We start from the raw sequence: 19,491 nt of genomic DNA on the forward strand, positions 1-19,491 counted from the left end.
CTCTCTCAGCCCTTAGCCTTGAAAATAGTCCGGATCAGACGCAGATTCCTGGCGATACTTGAGTTCCTTGAAAGAACAATGGCTCGATTTTTCCCGGTACTCGCCTAGTCAGATTAATTGATGAGTTACTGCCTGTCCAGGGTACCAAAGGTGTAATCCATTTATGTTTATAGGATATTTCTACATAGAAACGGTCAGTTGGTTCGCATACATTCCGACCGTTAACCCAGCCCTTTCCGGAATCATAACCTTTTGAAGGCCAGCCACGATAATTATAAGGCAGTTGCGAAAGACTTACTCCTGCTGGCACATAGGAATCATCACTAACATAAGGAGCAAACGTACTCTGCGTAGTTGTATAAACATAATGCGCATAGAAAGGACGCATACCTAAACGGTTTCCATCAGAACCATACGTGGTGTAAACATCTACCGGTAGTGAAGAACCTTTACTAATATAGGTTGTACCAGTTAGAGAAACACTAAGAGAACCGTCAATACTTGTGCGTTGTAGATGTATATAGTTAATATTCTCTGGGGTAAGCGGGGCAGGGTTATCAGAAGCGCTGATAAAAGCTAACGCCGCTATATCATATGGAATTGGCTTTCCTGACGATGAAGAAGCTAGATTGTAATTGTCGCTTGAATCACAGCCATTTGAACAAATCCCTAAAATACGAGTTACCTCACGGGTTGTAAAATCGAGCTTGGCAACATCATTGTATAACAAACCGAATTCGAAGATACCGACCATAGTTATAAGCATTGGAATTGTAACCAACACAAACTCCAGTAAAGCCTGTGCAGAGGTCGGTCTGAAAGCTATACTAGCACCATGCCCGGAAGAACCGCGTATAAAACGAGCGGTTCTGTGTAATAATTCCTTTATTTTTCCACTATATTTATAATTCATAATCTGGCAACCTTTGCATTTGCACTATCCCTTGCACCCGAAAGCCTAACATATAGCCGGGTTTGGCTCTAGTATCTTTATCGCCCGATCAGACAAAGTGGTTGCTGGGAGAAACCCTAAAACTCCGGTTGTATTATTCCAGTTATAGCTGTAGTCAATCCTTACTGCCAGCCAATGTGCGGACACCTGCGGATTATTATAATAATTGGGATTATTCAAGGATTGCGATATATCACTGGTAATCCCCTGTGTAATATCTCGACATCGCCGAAAAGTGGGATACCACGGATCCATGTTATCCTTGGCAGTAGCAGTTGTAACAGTATATGCAGTTGCCTCTATTTTGCGAGGCGGCAATTTTGTAGTATCGGTGGAAGTAGGAATCCAATTATAACCACATGGATTTGAGCCGGCGGTAGGCATACCGGCAGCTGTAAGGGCAGTGGTACAAGCTGTACTTGTCAGCACTTGAGTAGTGTATTGGGTTGAATTGGCATTTTTTGCAAAAACACGTTGGAAAGGTACTCCGCTAGTACGTCCACCTTGTGCTACCGTAGTAACAACAGGCCAAACTTTGGCGGTGCCGTCATTAGTACCTGTGCCGGTTCGTCCGGCGGTAGAATCTGCCCGATAGGTTGTAAGTAATTTAATATTGCCTATTTGATCGCTGAGGTTAGTATTTACCAAGCTTACAATCAGATAATCACCATCTTGCATAGTTGGTTTATAGTTCGTATCATACGGATCGGCGTTACCGGCAGCGCTCGCATTACGAACAGACTCACGCACAGTAGATACTACACTGGTGTGAGTGCGTAGTAGAAAGCCAACTTCTACCATTACTACAATTAACATCAGGAGAAATGGGAGTGCGATTGCAAATTCCAGCAACGATTGCCCGGATTCAGAACGGCGCAGACCCTTATCTAACGCTGGCTTGCGCAAGTTTTTGAGGTGAAACATTAGTTTACTGCTCCCCAATAGTACAAATGACATAGCCCAACTATAAAGATAATCATGAATCTATATAGTATTATATGTTTAAATAGTAGTTAAGTATGCGCTTTGAAACAATAGCAAGATGGTACTGTATCTGGGTATAAGCAATACTTATACCTTTTGTGACAATAACGCTTTCACATTTATTTATTTCTATGAATAATTCTACGACTATAGCTAAAAAATAGGAACTACTTTTTTCGCAAAATTAAGTAATTGTAATTTTGAAAGGGCTTTTTCTATTTCGATTCGGATTATATCATGATAACTTCACATAATTATATGATATAAAACACTGTATGTGAAGTAAGAGGTAATAATTGGCAACAGAAATTATTAGCGGTGAGGAGAATATTTTATGGGGTCTTGAACAGAGATGTTGTGATGACTTTATCGCTTTGCCGCGCGATTTTCGTCTCCTACCATTTACGTAATCTAAAGCAGCGAATCCATGTTTAGATTTCTCATTCGAGATTGTATTTTACAAAAGCGGCTGCCATCGTAGATTTTAGCAAGTTCATAAAATAAGTGGCTTTAGCAACTAATGTTTCTCGTACTTCTGCGCTTGTAATCCCCTTTTTGCTCTCGATAAAAATAGTATCTAGCAAGAGATCGACAGTAAGAGTCATATATTCGATGGTTAAGCCATGCTGCAACGCCTCGAACATCAGGAGTTTCTGCTCGTCTAAATCAAAAGGTTTTGAGTCTAAGCGGTTAATCATGGATTTAAGGCTTTGCGCAGCCAATTTGTGGCATTCCTCGAAAGGAAGAGTTTCCAAACTCTCCAATCGCCTGGCGGCTAGCATATCAGCAAAGCTCGAAATAAGTTCATAATGATTTGTTTTAAGCCAATTTACGCCCTGCTTAGCTAAATCAGCTTTTGTGCTGAAGGATAATGTCATAATTCTGTACCGTTTGAATATCTATACTAACCCTAAGCCCACTTTATTAACTATAGCAGGTTTATATAACATATAAGATTACGAGAGCACCCATGCTATAATCTTTAACCGAGAATAGCTTTGGAATCGTGATTTTTGAAAGGCGCAAAGTGTCACTAAATCTGGCGGGTCTTTTACCCTTAATTACCGATACAGCCTCGTTCAAGCGTCTCGTTGCCGAATTGTCCGCTGGAAACGCGCGGGTAAAAGTGGGCGGGCTTAGTATGGCAGCCCGCCCCTTTTTCTATGCCGCTCTGCAAGTGTATCTCAAACGCCCATTACTGGTCATCGCGGCACGCCCGGCGCAAGCGCGTGTGCTGGCAGAACAGATTTCGATTTACAGCCAAACTCCTAAAAGCGTTTTAAATTGGCACACGCCCGATACTATGCCCTACGAACGCATCGGGCTTGACCCCGACATCAGCGCAGGCAGGCTCGCTACCCTTTCCGCGCTGCATTACTCAAACATGCAAGAACTGGCGCAACTTGTGGTGGTGAGCAGCGCCAAAGCCCTGATGCTACCTACGATTTCGCCTGCCGATTTCCAAAGCGCCAGCTTTACTCTCAAAAAAGGGCAACGTATAGAGCTTAATCAGCTATTGCGGCAACTGGTACGCATAGGCTATAACGCCGAGTCGCTGGTAGAACGCCCCGGACAATTCTCGAAACGAGGCGGCATCCTCGATCTTTTTCCCAGCACAGCCACCGACCCAGTGCGGCTTGAGCTTTTCGGTGACGAGATTGAAAGTATACGCTTGTTTGATACTGCCAGCCAGCGTAGCCGTGAACAAATAGAGCAGTTTGGTATAAACCCACCCGGTGAAGTACCACTGTGGCGTTCAGCTTCGGTTCTTGAGCAGCTTGCGAATATTGAGATTGGGGAGTTACGCAGCGAAGTAAAAGAGGAATGGCAGCGCATCCTTAGCCGTCTCGAAGAGGGCGACTATTTCGAAGGTGTCGAGCAGTTTATGCCCTATTTCGGCGAGAACGGGCAAATCAGCAACCTCACGCATCACTTACCGAACGGCACATTGGTAATAATGGACGGCGAAGCTCAATTTGAGTTTGCGGTGGAAGAACTTGTGGGACAGGCTGAATCTTTACGCGCCGAATTCGAGCGACAGGGTGAAATGCCCATCGGGTTATTGCGTCCCTACTTTAATCGCGCCGAATTGGAAAGTTGCGTGACCGCTTTCACCCAACTAAGCGTAGAGCGTGCCGATGAAGCGGATGATCGCCTTTTTGAAACAGCGCGTCCTATCTATACTCCTACGCCTGCCACCTTTTCAACCAATCTGGATAATTTCCGCAATCCACCCGAATATGCCGGACAAACCGAGCGTTTGGTGGAAGATACCGCTGAATATCTCAAAACCGGGCAGCGCGTGATTATTGTTAGTCAGCAAGCCGAACGCCTACTCGAACAATTCGAAGATCATGACCTGTTTCCGGTGCTACAAAAGAAAGGTAGCGCAAACACCCTCACCGCTATGCCTTCACCCGGCTCTTTTAATTTGTTGGCGGGCGGGTTGCTATCAGGTTGGCGCGCCCCCGAACTAGGCGCGGTGGTACTAACCGATCGTGAGATATACGGCTGGAGCAAGCAAGTTCGGCGCGGCACCGAAAGAGCCGAAGGCACACGGCGCACGCAGAGTCAGCGCGAAGCATTCCTGCGCGAACTCAAGCCCGGCGATTACGTGGTGCATGTTGAGCATGGCATCGCTCGCTACGAAGGGCTGGTAACTTTCAAGCCGGAAGGGGGACAACCCGGCGCGGTGGAACGCGAGTTCTTGTTCCTAAAATATGCCGAAAACGATAAACTCTACGTACCTATCGAGCAAGTTGACCGGGTTTTGCCCTTTAGCTCGCCCGGACTGGCACATCCCACCTTACACCGTTTGGGCAGCGGTGAGTGGACTCGCACCAAACGCAAGGTGCGTAGCGCGGTAGAGGACATCGCCAAAGAATTGCTGGAACTCTACAGCCAACGCGCCATTCGCCAGCGCACCCCCTATTCCATTGATAACTCGTGGCAGCGCGAGATGGAGGATGCCTTCCCCTACACCGAAACGCCCGATCAGTTACGTGCCATTAACGATATGAAATCGGACATGGAATCCGAGCATCCGATGGATCGCCTCATCTGCGGGGATGTGGGCTATGGCAAAACGGAAGTAGCTTTGCGGGGCGCGTTCAAGGCGGTGGTGGACGGCAAACAGGTGGCGGTACTAGTGCCTACCACTATTCTGGCGCAACAGCACTACCAAACTTTCAAGCAACGCCTTGCCGGATTCCCCACCAACATCGAGGTGCTCTCACGCTTCCGCAGCAAAAAAGAGCAAGATATGGTGGTGGAAAGGTTGCGACGCGGCGAAGTGGACATCGTAATCGGCACACATCGCCTATTGCAAAAAGACATCGCCATTAAAAATCTTGGCTTGCTGGTGATAGACGAAGAACAGCGTTTTGGGGTCAAGCATAAGGAAAGGCTCAAACAACTCAAGCACGAGGTGGATGTGTTGACCCTCTCCGCCACGCCGATTCCGCGCACCCTTTACATGTCCCTCACGGGCGTTCGCGATATGAGCGTAATCGAAACGCCCCCCGAAGCGCGACTGCCCGTAAAAACCTATGTCACCGCTTATAACGATTCGATAGTGCGCGAAGTGATTTTGCGCGAACTCGAACGCGGGGGACAGGTCTTTTTTGTGCATAATCGGGTGCAATCCATCGCGCAAGTAGCACACCATCTCAAGGAACTTGTGCCTCACGCCCGCATTATCGTTGGTCACGGGCAAATGGAAGAGCATGAACTAGAGCGGATGATGCTAGATTTTACCAGCGGCGAAGCGGATGTGCTGGTGTGTACCACCATTATCGAGTCGGGGTTGGATATTCCGAACGCCAACACCCTTATAATTGATAATGCCATCATGTACGGTCTTGCCCAACTTTACCAGCTTAGAGGACGAGTGGGACGCGGCGCGAACCGGGGTTATGCCTACTTTCTCTACAAACCCGGCACTGTTATGACCGAAGAGGCACAGAAGCGTCTCGATACCATGCTGGAAACGCAAGAGTTAGGGGCAGGCTTTAAAATCGCTATGCGCGACCTTGAAATACGAGGCGCAGGCAACCTGCTCGGTGCAGAACAGAGCGGGCATATCAGTGCGGTAGGCTTCGAGCTTTACGTGCGATTGCTGGAAGAAGCAATCGAGGAGGCGAAAGGTTCAGAAGTGCGCCCGATCGAGGCGCTGGTGGATGCGCCCACCGTTTCGCTGGCGCTGCCACTCCCTGCTTTCCTTCCCGAAGAGTATGTGCAAGACCAAGCCATACGCCTCGATATGTATCGTAAATTGGCGGCACCGCTCAAATCCTCAACCCAAATTCGCGAGCTTATGCGCGAAATGGAGGAGCGTTTCGGCGCATTGCCCGAACCCGCCCGAAACCTCATCTACCTACTCGACATCAAAGTGTTGGCAATTAGGGCTGGCATCGAAAGTATCATCGAGCAAGAAGGCGAAATCTTCTTGCGCTGGTCTGCCCCAACTCTTGAAACAGAAATGCGTCGTAAGGTGTCAAAACAAGCACAGGCAAATACGAAGCCTCATCCCACCGGGCGCGCTAATGTTGACCCGCGCCGCCTGATGAAAGAATTTGGGGAGGCATTGCGGATTAGCCCGAATCAGATACGGTTGAATACCCGTATTCTTAAAAATAATTGGCAAACTCGTTTGAAAGAACTTTTGGAAGAATTAACCGGCTAAAAAAACCGATGGATCAAAGTAGTAAAGAATGTGAAGGGAGCATCCTATGAGTGAAGAACAGCCGAAAGACTATACTGCACTGGTTGAAAAAATTAATCGGGAGTTGCGCGAGCTTGAAACCACTTTGAACGACCAGCAGCACGCGCTATTGACGCGCTTGTTTGCCGAACGTGGCGTATTAACAGCGATGCGTACCTATCCCAATACCTCTGCCGCCAATAACGACAGACCGAGTCAAGCATAAAGGAAGGCACAAAAAATGGCTCAGGCATGTTTTTTTGGTACAAACGGGCTTCCCGTGCCCGAACTATCCGGCGTTGCCGCTCAGTGGTTTCAGTCGCAGGGTTTTAGCACTTACGTTTATACTGACCCAATCGGGCGTATTTTTGTAGACGCGCACAAGGAAAGTCTTGGACGTAGCATTTTCGGGCTTTCGTTAGCGCTTACGGTTGCCTTTAGTCAGCCGCAAGAAGGGCAAATGCTGGTGGAGTTCGGCGGAGGAATCTGGGGTGATAAACTTGTTAGCGGTGCGGTAGGGCTTTTATTCTTCCAACCGCTGTTGGTTACATCCATTGTAGGAGCTTGGCAGCAAAGCAGATTGGATGACGATGCAAGTTCTTTCCTGAACACTTATATTTACCAACGAACCGGACGGTTTCCTACCTATGCACCTGCCATACCGCTTTGGCAAAATCAGGGCATAGCAACCCCACCGCCACCACCCAACAATTATTACCAGACCGGCTATGCCCCACAAGGGTTGCCTTTGGCGCAATGGCCCGAACCGGGCTTCATTCCACCTCGCGCAAGTTGGTTTGACCCAGAATCGGCGCATCAGGTTTTCTTTGCCACCTACTCACGCATGCCCACTTGGCAAGCCGCTATTGCAGACGGTGTGATTCAACCCGAAGAAATAAAGGCGCAAGAGAAATTGATTGCAGAATTGCACGGTCAGGCAGAAGTCAATCTCAGCAGCCCGCAGCGCATGATGCTCAACGAGATTATGGCGGATATGGACGCGCTGGAAAGCAAAATGCAATAAGCGTACTGGAATCTGGCGTGGGCGTAAGAAACCCACGCTTTTTGATTTATGCTGTCTTCTTTGCCAGCAGTTCCACCACCTTATCGAGAATTAACTCTGCCACTGCCCGTTTGGGCTTGCGCTCAAACTCGGTAATTATCCCGCCGCGTTCAATCAACGTCACCTGATTATCGCTGTGCCCGATGCTACTCACCGCTTCATTCGCCACAATCATATCCAGATTCTTATTATTCAACTTCTTCTCAGCATTGGCATGCAAATCATCCGTTTCGGCGGCAAAGCCCACCCGCAACAGTTTCTCCAGACCGGGCGCGTCTTTCAAGCCACCCAGAATATCAGGATTTAGGGTTAGCTCAATCGTGGGTGCAGTTTTATCCTTCTTTATTTTGTGGTCGCTAGAAGTCACCGGGCGAAAATCTGCTACCGCCGCTGCCATCACCAACACATCAGCAGGCAATTCGTCCTCAAAAAGAGCGCGTTGCACCGCTGCTTCCATCTCACGGGCGGTTTTTACGCTAACGAACTTGCAACCCACCGGGGGTTTCAGATTCACTGGCCCGCTTATGAGCGTGACATCTGCGCCCCGTTCCAACGCTGCCTGCGCCAGCGCGTAACCCATTTGCCCGCTGCTGCGATTGCCCAGATAACGCACCGGGTCTAACGGTTCTTGCGTCCCGCCTGCCGTAATAATAAGGCGCTTGCCTATCAAATCGCCGGAGTTTTTCCCCAACGCCAGCCTGATATAGCCCAAAATCTCCTCCGGCTCTGGCATCCGCCCAACCCCACTTGCCCCACTCGCCAGCATCCCTACCCCCGGTTCAAGGATAAACGCGCCGCGTTCCCTAAGAGTGGCAAGATTCTGCTGAGTGGCAGGGTGCTGATACATATTGCTCTCCATCGCCGGGACAATTATCAGCGGGGCAGTGCAGCCTAGTATGGAAGTAGTCAGAATATCGTTCGCCAGCCCTTGCGCTAACCGCGCAATTATATCGGCAGTAGCGGGCGCAATAACCGCCAGTTCCGCCCGGTGAGCCAACGTCACATGCCCCTTTTCCTCCTCCGTCCATTCCTGCCACAAATCGGTATAAACCTTGCGATGGGTCAACGCTTGGAAGGTAAGCGGAGTAACAAAACGGGTGGCGGCTTCGGTCATTACCACATCCACCTTTGCCCCCTCTTTAGTGAGGTCGCGGGCGAGTTGCGCCACCTTATAAGCCGCGATTCCGCCGGAAACGCCCAGCAAAATGTTTCTGTCTTTCAGGGTCATAGCAATTAACCTGTTCTAATGAGATTTTTAGGATTTGCGATTTCAGTCTGCTCATATTCTATACGCAAACGCGCCGATTAGACAACAAAAAGAACAGGTGGGGTTGGTAAAATACACCCACCTGTTCTTTCACGTAAGAAAAAGGTTATTTCAAACTTAGCGGAAGGCTGTATTCCGCGCCACGCCGAAGCGCGAGTCGGTTAGAAACCAACGCATCTTGGTGGCGCAGACTCAGGTGTTCTTCCAACACCTTATCCAGCGTTTCAAATTTAACCACGCCAGTAGCTGCCACCAACGCCCCCAGCAAAACAAGGTTGGCAATTTGGTCAAAGCCTAGCTCTGCGGCAATAGCTTTAGCCGGAATCGCCACCTCATGAATATCATCGCGATTAGAGCGTTCAGAAATCATGCCCTCATCCAACACAAGCAAACCGCCCGGTCTAACCAGTGGCATGTAACGCTGGAACGAAGGCGGGTTCATTAGTAATACCGCAGAAGGATGGCGTACCAACGGCGAGCCTATCTCCTCATCGGATATACAAACGGTGCAATGCGCCGTTCCGCCGCGCATTTCCGGTCCGTAGGATGGAATCCAAGTTACGTGGCGCTCTTCCGCCAGCGCGGCATATGCCAGCAACTGCCCGGCAAACAGAACGCCTTGCCCCCCGAAACCTGAAAGTATAATCTCTTCATGCATGGCAAAGCCTCCTTACTCCAGCGCCTTTAACTCGTCAGCTACCTTGAAATCGCCGAGCGGGAAATAGGGTATCATTTTTTCTTTGATAAACTTAAGAGCATCGGGCGGTTCAATACCCCAGTTCACCGGGCATGACGAAAGAATTTCTACCAACGCCAGCCCTTTACCCATCAACTGCGCCTTGAAAGCGGTCTTAATCGCCTTTTTGGTCTTGTTGATGTTGCCAGGGTCATGCACCGAACGGCGCACCACATAACTAACGCCCTCCAGATTTGCCAGCAATTCCGAAACCCGCAAAGGATAGCCCATCGTTGCCACATTCCTACCCAAAGTAGAGGAGGTAGTACGCATACCCGGCAGAGTAGTAGGAGCCATTTGCCCGCCCGTCATGCCATACACCGCGTTGTTGACGAATATAACGGTGATATTCTCGCCCCGTGCCGCCGCATGAATAATTTCAGCTATGCCGATAGAAGCAAGATCGCCATCGCCTTGATAGGTAAAAACTACACTATCGGGATGCACTCTTTTAATGCCCGTTGCCATTGCCGGAGCGCGCCCATGCGGAGCTTGCGCGAAATCGGTATTGAAATAGTTGTAGGCGAAAACCGAGCAACCTACCGAAGCTACCCCGATAGTTTTGTCCCTTATTTCCAGTTCATCCAGCACTTCCGCCACCAAACGATGAATCACCCCATGGGTGCAACCGGGGCAATAATGGGTCAGGGCTGGTGTCAGTGCGTCCGGTCTTTGGTACACAACCTGTAAAGTATCGGTTGACATTTTCCATCATCCTTTCCCACTATGCCATTAATGCCAGTTCTGGCATTTCAGGTTGAGCCGTAACCCGGTAAGCCGATGTTGTTTCATAGGTTATTATCTCGGTCAGAATTTCATCGGGCAGCGGCACAGTCCCGCCCATCCTACCGTAGAATTTAACCATCGCCTGCGAGCCTACCGCCAAGCGCACATCCTCAACCATCTGCCCGGCGTTACACTCCACCACCAGTATTTCTTTGACATGCTGCGACAGTTCTTCCAAACGTGTATAAGGAAAAGGCGAAAGGGAAATCGGGCGGAAGAAGCCCGCCATTATCCCACGTTCGCGCGCTTCCTTAACTGCCGACCACGCGCCACGCGCTGCCGAACCAAACGCTACCACCAATAACTCAGCATGTTCAGTCCAACGTTCCTCATAGCACACTTCATTTTCCCGAATCAGGGCTTCCTTCTCCCGCAAACGCAGGTTTTCAGCTTCCAGTTCTTCGGTTTGCAGATAAAGAGAAGTAATCCATCGGCGCGCGCGCCCTTTAGCTCCGGTTAGTTCCCAACCTTTGTCCTTCTTCTCCAGCGTTTTCATCGGAGGCATCTCGGCGGGTTCCATTATCTGCCCGATATTGCCATCCCCCGCAATTATCACGATAGTGCGATATTTTTCGGCAATTTCAAAAGCTCTATAAGTTATGTCAACTGCTTCTTGCACTGAGTTGGGCGCGTACACAATCGGGCGATAATCGCCATGCCCGCCCCCTTTGGTAAGCTGAAAATAATCGGCTTGCGATGCGCCCAAATTGCCAAGACCGGGACCACCTCGCATCATATCGACAATCACGCAGGGTACATTTGAGGCTGCTATATAGGATAAGCCTTCCTGCATCAAAGACATGCCGGGGCTAGAAGACGAAGTCATGGTATAGGCACCTGCCACTGCCGCCCCATACACCATATTAATGGCTGCCAGTTCGCTTTCCGCCTGAATAAAGACCCGTCCCAGTTCGGGCATACGGCGCGATAAATATTCCAGTAATTCGGTTTGGGGAGTGATTGGATAGCCAAAATAAGCTTCCATACCGGCGCGCACTGCCGCTTCCGCGATTGCCTCATTCCCCTTCCAGAGTTCTTTAACCATAGCATCCTCCTCATCAGGAAACTAAAGCCGCGGCGCTCTGTTTTCGGGCGCTTTCGCGATAAACGGTTATTGCAGTATCAGGGCATATAGTGGAACAAAGCAGACATCCGGTGCAAAGATTCTGTGGGTCTACCAGATGAGCGGGGTGATAACCACGCGGAGTAATGCAATCCGCTATATGGATTATCTCTTTGGGACAGACGGTAGTGCAAAGCGAACAGCCTTTACACCTGTTTTCGTCAATGACGATTGTCCCGCGCATTCCGACACCTCCTTGTGTAAGAACGAAATGATTTTGTACGGAACGTTGTATAGGCGATAAATAAAGTAAATATTGTCCGTACTTAAGGTAGTTACAATTCCAGCATACTCGATTAAGGTTTAAATAATCATAAAATTTGGTAAATATGGGGTAAATTACCGAGTAGACAGCTTAAAATTTTGTGGGGTTAGCGGTTTAAATAAAGGAGAGCGATTGACCTTTTATGGTTAACCGCTCCCTTAATATAGAGGCTAGTTTTTACTTCGGATTATCCCGCGCCAGCAAACGAGCCACCGTTCTCAAATTCAGCCACCATTGGTCTTTAGGTCTGCGACTGACCGGATCAACCATACGCGGCATTTCCTCAATATCAAGTATCTCTACTTTACCGCCCTTAATACCGATGAAAGACCCATCAACTTTGCCGGTTTCGAGTTGCTCGATCAGATGTTTCACACAACGCGCCGCCAGCCTTGTAGCCTGAATCCGGTCAAAGGGGCTAGGGTTGCCGCCCTCTTGCAAATGTCCCAGAATCGCTTGCCGTACATCAAAAATCCCGCGCCCTTCTTCTTCGAACAGCGAACATAAGAAACTGGTAGTGTACAAAGAGTTGGCGTTTTCGTTGCGGATCATTAGACTCAAGCGTTTCCCATGCTTGAAACCTTCGGTCATATCTTGCAAGTCATTTTGCAAATCTTGCAGTCGAATCCCCTCTTCATGAAGATAAACCCGTTCTGCTCCGGTTGCAAGCCCACTCATCAAAGCGAGATAGCCGCAATAACGACCCATCACTTCTACCACGAAGCAACGGCGCGCTGCTACCGCCGACTGCTTTATCTTATCCACTACCTCGACAATATTATTCAGAGCAGTATCCGCACCGATGCTGAGTTCAGAACCGGGTAGATTATTGTCGATGCTGGCTGGCAGACAAATCATCGGGATGTTGAATGCCGGAAAATTAGACTGCTCGGTGTGTAATTTGTATATGGTTTCGTAACACTCCCAGCCGCCAACTACCAATAAAGCATTGATATTGTACGTCTCAAGGTTGCGGGCAATGGAATAAATAGCCTGACCGCTTGGAATCAAGCGGCTGGTGCCCAGTTCCGCCCCACCCGTCGAAGTCCAACCATCAACATCGCCCCATTCCAGTTCTCGAATATCGCCATTGATCAAGCCTTCAAAGCCGTTGTGGATACCCAGTACCGAATGTCCGCGATCTAGTACCAACCTTACTGCCGCCCGCACCGCAGTGTTCATACCCGGAGCAGGCGCACCCGCATTCAAAATGCCAAATCGAAAAACCTTTTCCGGGTGAGTCACAGATGGCAAAGCCTGTGCCAGCGCCTGGAAAGTATTGTACATCTCGCGGAAGCTGCCGCCGCGCAGTTCCATTGCTTTGGCATATTCTTTTTCAGCGATATGTTTTGTAAGAGCGCGGGTTTGCTCGACATCCTGCATCAAGGGAGTATGTGTGATCCGATTATAGCGAATACCGATAAGTTGTGGCTCGCTCTCAGGCGTACTGTTGAGCAATTCCTCAACTGCCATATAGCCTACCAACGTACTCATCCAGCGATCGAAAGCACTCGGAGAACCACCGCGCTGCACATGCCCAAGAATAGTAACGCGGGTATCTTCACCCAAACGCTCTTGCAACACTTTGCGAATATAATCGCTAGAAATCGAGCAGCCATTCTTATCACGAGCGCCCTCTGCCACCACCACGATACTCTCGCGCCTTCCCGCTTTTCTTCCGGCGCGAATCAGATCGCACATATACTGTTCCCAGTCATCAACATCCGGGGGGTTTTCCGGTATCAAAACCCAGTCTGCGCCCCCGGCAACTGCACTCATCAGGGCGAGATAACCACAGTTACGACCCATCACCTCCACTACAAAAGTACGCTGATGACTTGCAGCGGTGCTGGTCAATGCGTCTAGTGCCTCGGTGATACGATGCAGCGCTGTATCTGCGCCAATAGTCATATCGGTTCCATACATATCGTTATCAATAGAACCGACCAAACCTACAATTCCAAGAAAAGGATGTTTGTCTGCTTCCTCTTTGGTGATTCTTCCAGCGCCAACCAACTCCGCTACCAGCGAAGACCATTCCTGGCGGAAAATGTTAGCTCCGGTGAGGCTACCATCGCCTCCGATAATAACCAACCTGTCGATGCCCCGTTCAACCAAATGAAAAGCCGCTTCTAGGCGACCTTCTCTAGTGCGAAACTCGGCACAGCGAGCAGTTCCGATTACGGTCCCGCCGCGCTGCAGGATACCGCCAACATCGTTCCAAGTCATCTCACGGATAAGATCGCCACCTTGCACCATACCCTTATAGCCTTCGTAAATGGCATAAACTGTAGCGTTCCTGATAATGGCTGAGCGCACAATTGCCCTCAGTGCAGCGTTCATACCCTGCGCATCCCCGCCACTTGTCAGTACTCCAATTGCAATTTCCTGTGCAGTGGTCATGAAAAAAAACCTTTCCAGCGCGTGCGTCGCGTTTTAAAACCATGCAGATGCTAAAATCATCTGACTTTTAATATTATAGCACTTGCCAAGTTGTTCCGAAGCAATCGCAATGCCCTCCTCAAGCAAAGTTCTAATCATATGAGATTAAAATTTTCTTAGACAACTATAGGTATATCTTTAAACTAATTTGCGTTTGGTAGTTCAGGTTACAGCGATTAGCCTATTTTAGTGGTACTTTCTATGTAGTAGTCTGAATCGGGAACTACTTTTTCCCCACGTTGAACTATTCCGATTTAGTCCATAGGGTTTAAACAGCCCGTTGTTCTATCAGACAAATTTTAAAAATAGGAGGAGTGAGATTTGAGAAACAGACGTTATTCTCGGCTGTCAGTAGTAGCAGTATTTTTGATGGTTGTTACTGCAATCCTCGGAGCTTGCGGTGACAATACTGCAACCCCCGTGGCTACTACCGCTAGCGCCACTACTGCTGCCGCTACCACCGCTGCCGGTACTACTAAAGCAGCTACTACTGCCGCAGCCGGTGCTACCACTGCTGCCGCTACTACCGCCGCTGCTGGTGCTACTACCGCTGCCGCTACTACCGCCGCTGCCACCGCCGCAGTTGCAAGCAGTGGACATCCCGGTATTTATCGCGAAGTTTGGTTTGGTCCCGATCCGACAACCCTTGACCCGCAAGCCGTCCAACCCGCCGGCTACACTACCCGCTACATGTATGGTAACTTATACATTGGTTTGTCTGATTACGATGAGAAAGCCAACATAATACCGGGTATCGCCAAGGAATGGAAAGTCAGCGCGGATAACAAAGTATGGACTTTCACCCTAAACCCTGCTGCCAAGTTTTCAAGCGGAAGACAGGTAACCGCCGCAGACGTAGCTTATACTTACGAACGCGCCGCTGACAGCAAGCTGAAAAGTACGTCGGCTTACAGCACCGTGAGTGATATTGTAGGCGCAGCTGAAAAATTTGCTGGTACCGCCGACAAAATCAGTGGTATTAAAGTAATTGATGACACTACTATCGAACTCACCCTGAAAAGTTCCGTTCCCTTCTTGCCCAGCAAGTTGGCTAGTAGTGCCGCTTTCATTCTGAACAAAGATATTGTTGAGAGTGACCCGAAATGGTGGGAAACCAAAAGCGCCGGTGCAGGTCCATTCCAATTGGCAGAGTGGCAGCATGGGCAGCAAATTGCGTTGACCCCTAACCCCAACTGGTTTGGTAGCAAAGTCAAACTGACCCGCATCGAATATCTGTTGGTAGGTGATGCAACCAATCGCCTCAGTGTATTCGAGAGCGGCAAAACTGATGCCCACTGGTCACTTCTTACCGATGAAATTAATCGGTTGAAAAAAGACACCGGCGAAATGGGCAAGATGTTCAAACAGTGGGACATCGGGATGGGCTACATACTGTATGTGGGTATGAACGCCAACGGTTACGAACCGTTCAAGAATGCTAAAGTTCGCCAAGCTGTTACTATGGCACTCGATTCACAAGCTATCAATGATACTCCGTTGAACGGCGCAGGTTTCACCGCCACCGGTCTTATCCCCAGTGGTCTGCCCGGCTATGTACCCGGACAGATGAAACTCAAGTATGACCCTACCGCAGCTAAGAAATTGCTGGCGGATGCTGGTTATGCCGATGCTTCAAAAATGCCTGAACTAGTATTGTCGCAGGTTGGTTCCGGTCCCGATATCGCCGGTACTACCCAGTTCATTCAGGAAGCCCTGAAAACCAACCTCGGTATGAACGTCAGAATTAATGTGACCGACCAGCAAAGCTTCATTGCCCAATTGCAACAGGGCAAGGTAGCAGCTTGGGCATCTCTGATGATTGCCTCTCTCCCTGACCAGTATTCGGTGCTGTCCCAGTTCTCCAGCAAAAACCCGCAGAATGTGTTCGGCTACAACAATCCTGAATATGATGCCCTTCTTCAGCAAGCGCTTACTATCTCGGATGACAAAGCCCGCAACGCGGTTTACAATCAACTGGAAACCAAATTGATGGACGATGCTGCAATTATGCCGGTAATGTGGGCGAAGTTCTACACTTTGCAACGCCCTTACGTTTCCGGTTTGCGCGTCAACGTATTAGGCATCATGCCCTACACGAACCTTGAAGTGAAGTAACAAAAACTAGACAGGGGCACAGACAACCGCGTCCCTTTCTAACAAATAACAGGATTGTTACCCTCTGCGGGCAATAGTCCTGTTTTTGTTTGTGCATTCTACTATCATAAATTTTGCTGTGAAATAAAAAAAGCGGGACTCGCGCCCCACCCCTAAATTTCGATACTCGGGCTATTTCACAGGTAATTTGATTTGCGCCGGAACGCCCACAGCGGTTGCACCCGCCGGAACATCTTTAACTACTACTGCGTTTGCACCGATTTGAGCGTTATTTCCAATGCTTATTCCACCCAGTACCCGCGCACCCGCCCCGATAAAAACATTATCGCCAATCAAGGGAAATTCGAAGGTGTTGCGCATGCCGATGGTTATGCTGTTGATTAGGGTTACATTTGAGCCAAGTTGACGCGCCATTATTACAATCCCTACCGGATGTGGTACATAAAGACCGGGACCTATCTCTACAGAGGACGGTACATCGAAACCATGCAGGTTTATATTCATCATGCTGATGATACCCGGCACAACTGGAACACGCCGTTTTTTAAGAGCATAGCCAACACGATGTAAAAGAGTGGCGCGCAAACCCGCATAGTTCCAGATCAATTTAGCAATATCAAGCGAGGTGATTCGTTCTTCAGCATACTTCTGGCGCAACCAAAGTTTAGCCCAGGCCCGGATGTCGCCCATTGCAAAATCGCGGAAGGATAACCGACTATAATCGTTGGGTTTCTGCTCAAATTCCAACATTTCAACTTCGGGTAACTTGGTTGACATCCTGAACCTCTATTTTAGCTCGTTCGGTTCTGACCCATTCACTAGGCAGGCGACGGGTAACCAGTATAACATATACCCACAATTTCCAAGCAATATAGAAAGGAGCGCGAGCCAGCGCAAGATAAGCGCGAGCAGGCACTCTGGCAACCAACAGACCACCTAGCACGAATATTATTATGCCAACCAAGCTCAAGCCAAATAATGAAAGTGTCCAACCAAGCCAAGCCCCACCTACAAGTAACCAAGCTAGCATGTTCAGAAGACTACTAAATATTAGTAAAGCTACGAGTAAGCCCAACGGAGGGATTATCAAATCCATTGCGCGGTCAAAAGCGGCAACGTTACGTTTTAACAGGGCGGTTTTTAGCAATCCGGGAATATCCTTGCGCGCTTGCGCCCCGCGTCCGCCTTCCCACCGCAAACGCTGGCTCAATGCCTGTTTGCTGCTGGCGGCTGCCTGACCGTATAGCTTCGCTTCCGGTACATATTCAACTTTCATGTCTGCTTGAACTAAACGGCTGGTATATTCTATATCTTCAACCAGTGAGTAGGCATTCCAAGGCAATTTTTCCAACACTTTGCGCGATATAAGCATGCCGTTTCCTTTAAGCCCATCGCTCAATTTCAGAACGGCACGTCCGAGCGGACGCACATGGTTGAACAAAGCGAAAGCGACATAGGTTAGGCTACTGCGCCAAGTTTCATGAGGATCTAACACATCATAGCGTCCCTGCATCACCGAAACACCTCTGCTATAAGCGGCGGCGGCTTCGATCATAAACTCAGCATGCGGCACGGTATCAGCATCAAATATTACTACTGCTTCATAAGCGGGGAAATCCTGCGGCAATTTCTCAAAAGCCCAGCGTAAGGCATGTCCCTTGCCACGATTCTCGGTGTCAAACCGTTCATACACCTCAACGCCAACTTCACGGGCTAACTCGGCGGTATTGTCGGTGCAATTATCGGCAATAACCACAATGCGCGGTTTTACTTTACCGGCGCGGTCGAGGCTGAGCATATTAAAGTGTTGTAAGGTAGCCGGAAGAGTAAGCGCTTCATCGTGAGCAGGAATCATAATAACAAGATTGGGGTACTTACCATTACGTTCCAGTTCAAGAAGGCTGCGCTTTTGGGAGTTGGGTTTGCGGTAAAACGCGCCAGCAATTACCAGCATTATCAGATATACCACCAGCGGGAGCAACAGCCCCAACAGAACGGTCATTATCAACCCAAACACGATTTCGAGCATTCACGGCTCCTTCAATCTGGAAATATATTAGTTCGCAGCGTACTGTGTTTTCAACATAATACAAGGCAAACTCAGCTATCATAACCGAGCTTGCCTGCCACTAACAAAGTCTAATTAGCCAACCAAGTAAAGGGTGTTTTTAATGCCACCGCTCCGATAAATTTGGGAACAAATATCGCACGCTTCCAACGATTTTTCTGAGTGAAAATCCGGTAAGCCCATTCCATACCCATTCGCTTGACTGCTTCCGGGGGAGTAGATACAATTCCGGCAATGTAATCGAATGTGCCGCCTATGCCAATACCGACGGCTGCGCCAGTTGCTTTCAGGTTGCGTTCAATCCAGTAATCTTGCTTGACCATACCATAGGCAACCAGCACCACATCAGCGCCACTCTCTCGAATTTTTTCAACGCTTTCAGCATCGCCTTCAGGACCGGAGAACCCGCTAAAAGTTCCGACTATTTCTACGCCCGGATACATTTTGTGCATTTGACAAGCGGCTTGTTCAGCAATGCCGGGGGCAGCGCCCAGCAAAAATAAGCGCATGTGTCCTTTTCCAGTGTTGTGCAATTCGGCGGAATGTTGTGCCAAAGCGTGGGTCAAGGCAACTCCGGTAACGCGCCCTCGCAAGGGGTGGCGCATAATCTTACTAGCGTAAATCAAACCGACACCATCTGGAGTAATAAGCCCGGCTTTGTTTATCAGACTAAGGAATTGTGGGTTGCGTCGCGCCAATGTTACGTATTCAGGATTTAAGGTTACAACTTGCTGTGATACAAAATAAGGATTTGTTTGTTTATTTCTAACCCAGTCTGCAATGATACTAACGGCTTCGCCCATTACTATATCATCAACACTTGCGCCCAGAATTTCTACTCTTTGGGGTTTTACTAATGTTTCTACAGTCATTGCTAACTGCTCCTATCAATAATTAAGTATGCTAGGTTATTTATATACTCCACATACTATTATTCTAGGATTATGTTCTGACAAGAGGTTTACTATATGCGGCTAGTTGATTAGAG

Annotated in this window: 16 protein-coding genes; 4 read left to right on the top strand and 12 right to left on the bottom strand. The window is 48.9% G+C overall.

Annotated features, from left to right (window positions below; translation table 11 throughout):
* Positions 1-34: 34 nt before the first annotated feature.
* The 3 genes from OZ401_RS05060 to OZ401_RS05070 form a co-directional block, all read right to left on the bottom strand.
* Positions 35-913, bottom strand: a complete 879-nt coding sequence (locus tag OZ401_RS05060; protein ID WP_341469621.1) for a TadE/TadG family type IV pilus assembly protein — start codon at positions 911-913, stop codon at positions 35-37.
* A gap of 45 nt (positions 914-958) precedes the next feature.
* Positions 959-1,876 carry a TadE/TadG family type IV pilus assembly protein gene (locus OZ401_RS05065; RefSeq protein ID WP_341469622.1) on the bottom strand — a complete coding sequence of 306 codons (918 nt, stop codon included), beginning with the start codon at positions 1,874-1,876 and terminating at the stop codon, positions 959-961.
* 500 nt (positions 1,877-2,376) lie between these two features.
* On the bottom strand, positions 2,377-2,691 hold the full coding sequence (locus OZ401_RS05070; protein WP_341469623.1) for a hypothetical protein: 315 nt from the start codon (positions 2,689-2,691) through the stop codon (positions 2,377-2,379).
* A 272-nt stretch (positions 2,692-2,963) separates the two neighbouring features.
* Here OZ401_RS05070 and mfd point away from each other — a divergent pair, with 272 nt between their 5' ends.
* Genes mfd through OZ401_RS05085 form a run of 3 tightly spaced genes read left to right on the top strand, consistent with a single transcriptional unit; the run spans position 2,964 to position 7,662 of the window.
* Complete coding sequence (gene mfd, locus OZ401_RS05075; protein WP_341469624.1) at positions 2,964-6,620, top strand: transcription-repair coupling factor; 3,657 nt, start codon at positions 2,964-2,966, stop codon at positions 6,618-6,620.
* Positions 6,621-6,666: 46 nt separating this feature from the next.
* On the top strand, positions 6,667-6,864 hold the full coding sequence (locus tag OZ401_RS05080; protein WP_341469625.1) for a hypothetical protein: 198 nt from the start codon (positions 6,667-6,669) through the stop codon (positions 6,862-6,864).
* 15 nt (positions 6,865-6,879) lie between these two features.
* Complete coding sequence (locus OZ401_RS05085) at positions 6,880-7,662, top strand: hypothetical protein (protein ID WP_341469626.1); 783 nt, start codon at positions 6,880-6,882, stop codon at positions 7,660-7,662.
* 46 nt (positions 7,663-7,708) lie between these two features.
* On the opposite strand, the gene coaBC is transcribed toward OZ401_RS05085, so the two are convergent.
* The 6 genes from coaBC to OZ401_RS05115 all read right to left on the bottom strand — a co-directional run bounded on the left by coaBC (position 7,709) and on the right by OZ401_RS05115 (position 14,281).
* Positions 7,709-8,929, bottom strand: coding sequence for a bifunctional phosphopantothenoylcysteine decarboxylase/phosphopantothenate--cysteine ligase CoaBC (gene coaBC / locus OZ401_RS05090; protein WP_341469627.1), 1,221 nt, complete (start codon positions 8,927-8,929; stop codon positions 7,709-7,711).
* Positions 8,930-9,074: 145 nt separating this feature from the next.
* Positions 9,075-9,626, bottom strand: coding sequence for a 2-oxoacid:ferredoxin oxidoreductase subunit gamma family protein (locus OZ401_RS05095; RefSeq protein ID WP_341469628.1), 552 nt, complete (start codon positions 9,624-9,626; stop codon positions 9,075-9,077).
* A 12-nt stretch (positions 9,627-9,638) separates the two neighbouring features.
* Positions 9,639-10,409, bottom strand: a complete 771-nt coding sequence (locus OZ401_RS05100; RefSeq protein WP_341469629.1) for a thiamine pyrophosphate-dependent enzyme — start codon at positions 10,407-10,409, stop codon at positions 9,639-9,641.
* 19 nt (positions 10,410-10,428) lie between these two features.
* Positions 10,429-11,535 carry a 3-methyl-2-oxobutanoate dehydrogenase subunit VorB gene (gene vorB, locus OZ401_RS05105; protein WP_341469630.1) on the bottom strand — a complete coding sequence of 369 codons (1,107 nt, stop codon included), beginning with the start codon at positions 11,533-11,535 and terminating at the stop codon, positions 10,429-10,431.
* Positions 11,536-11,548: 13 nt separating this feature from the next.
* The gene (locus OZ401_RS05110; protein ID WP_341469631.1) at positions 11,549-11,797 is read right to left on the bottom strand and encodes an ATP-binding protein; all 249 of its coding nucleotides are present in this window, start codon (positions 11,795-11,797) and stop codon (positions 11,549-11,551) included.
* A 258-nt stretch (positions 11,798-12,055) separates the two neighbouring features.
* Positions 12,056-14,281, bottom strand: a complete 2,226-nt coding sequence (locus OZ401_RS05115) for a 6-phosphofructokinase (protein WP_341469632.1) — start codon at positions 14,279-14,281, stop codon at positions 12,056-12,058.
* A 360-nt stretch (positions 14,282-14,641) separates the two neighbouring features.
* Between OZ401_RS05115 and OZ401_RS05120 the strand changes: the two genes are divergently transcribed.
* Complete coding sequence (locus tag OZ401_RS05120; RefSeq protein ID WP_341469633.1) at positions 14,642-16,435, top strand: ABC transporter substrate-binding protein; 1,794 nt, start codon at positions 14,642-14,644, stop codon at positions 16,433-16,435.
* 171 nt (positions 16,436-16,606) lie between these two features.
* Here OZ401_RS05120 and OZ401_RS05125 read toward each other — a convergent pair whose 3' ends face one another.
* From OZ401_RS05125 to OZ401_RS05135, 3 genes are all read right to left on the bottom strand, one after another.
* Positions 16,607-17,212 (bottom strand): serine O-acetyltransferase, encoded by a 606-nt coding sequence (locus tag OZ401_RS05125; RefSeq protein WP_341469634.1) that lies wholly within the window; start codon positions 17,210-17,212, stop codon positions 16,607-16,609.
* Positions 17,187-18,464 (bottom strand): glycosyltransferase family 2 protein, encoded by a 1,278-nt coding sequence (locus tag OZ401_RS05130; protein WP_341469635.1) that lies wholly within the window; start codon positions 18,462-18,464, stop codon positions 17,187-17,189. The genes OZ401_RS05125 and OZ401_RS05130 overlap by 26 nt, the downstream gene beginning before the upstream one ends.
* A gap of 110 nt (positions 18,465-18,574) precedes the next feature.
* Positions 18,575-19,375 carry a WecB/TagA/CpsF family glycosyltransferase gene (locus OZ401_RS05135; protein ID WP_341469636.1) on the bottom strand — a complete coding sequence of 267 codons (801 nt, stop codon included), beginning with the start codon at positions 19,373-19,375 and terminating at the stop codon, positions 18,575-18,577.
* Positions 19,376-19,491 lie beyond the last annotated feature (116 nt).

The sequence above is a fragment of the Candidatus Chlorohelix allophototropha genome (assembly GCF_030389965.1).
Classification (GTDB): domain Bacteria; phylum Chloroflexota; class Chloroflexia; order Chloroheliales; family Chloroheliaceae; genus Chlorohelix; species Chlorohelix allophototropha.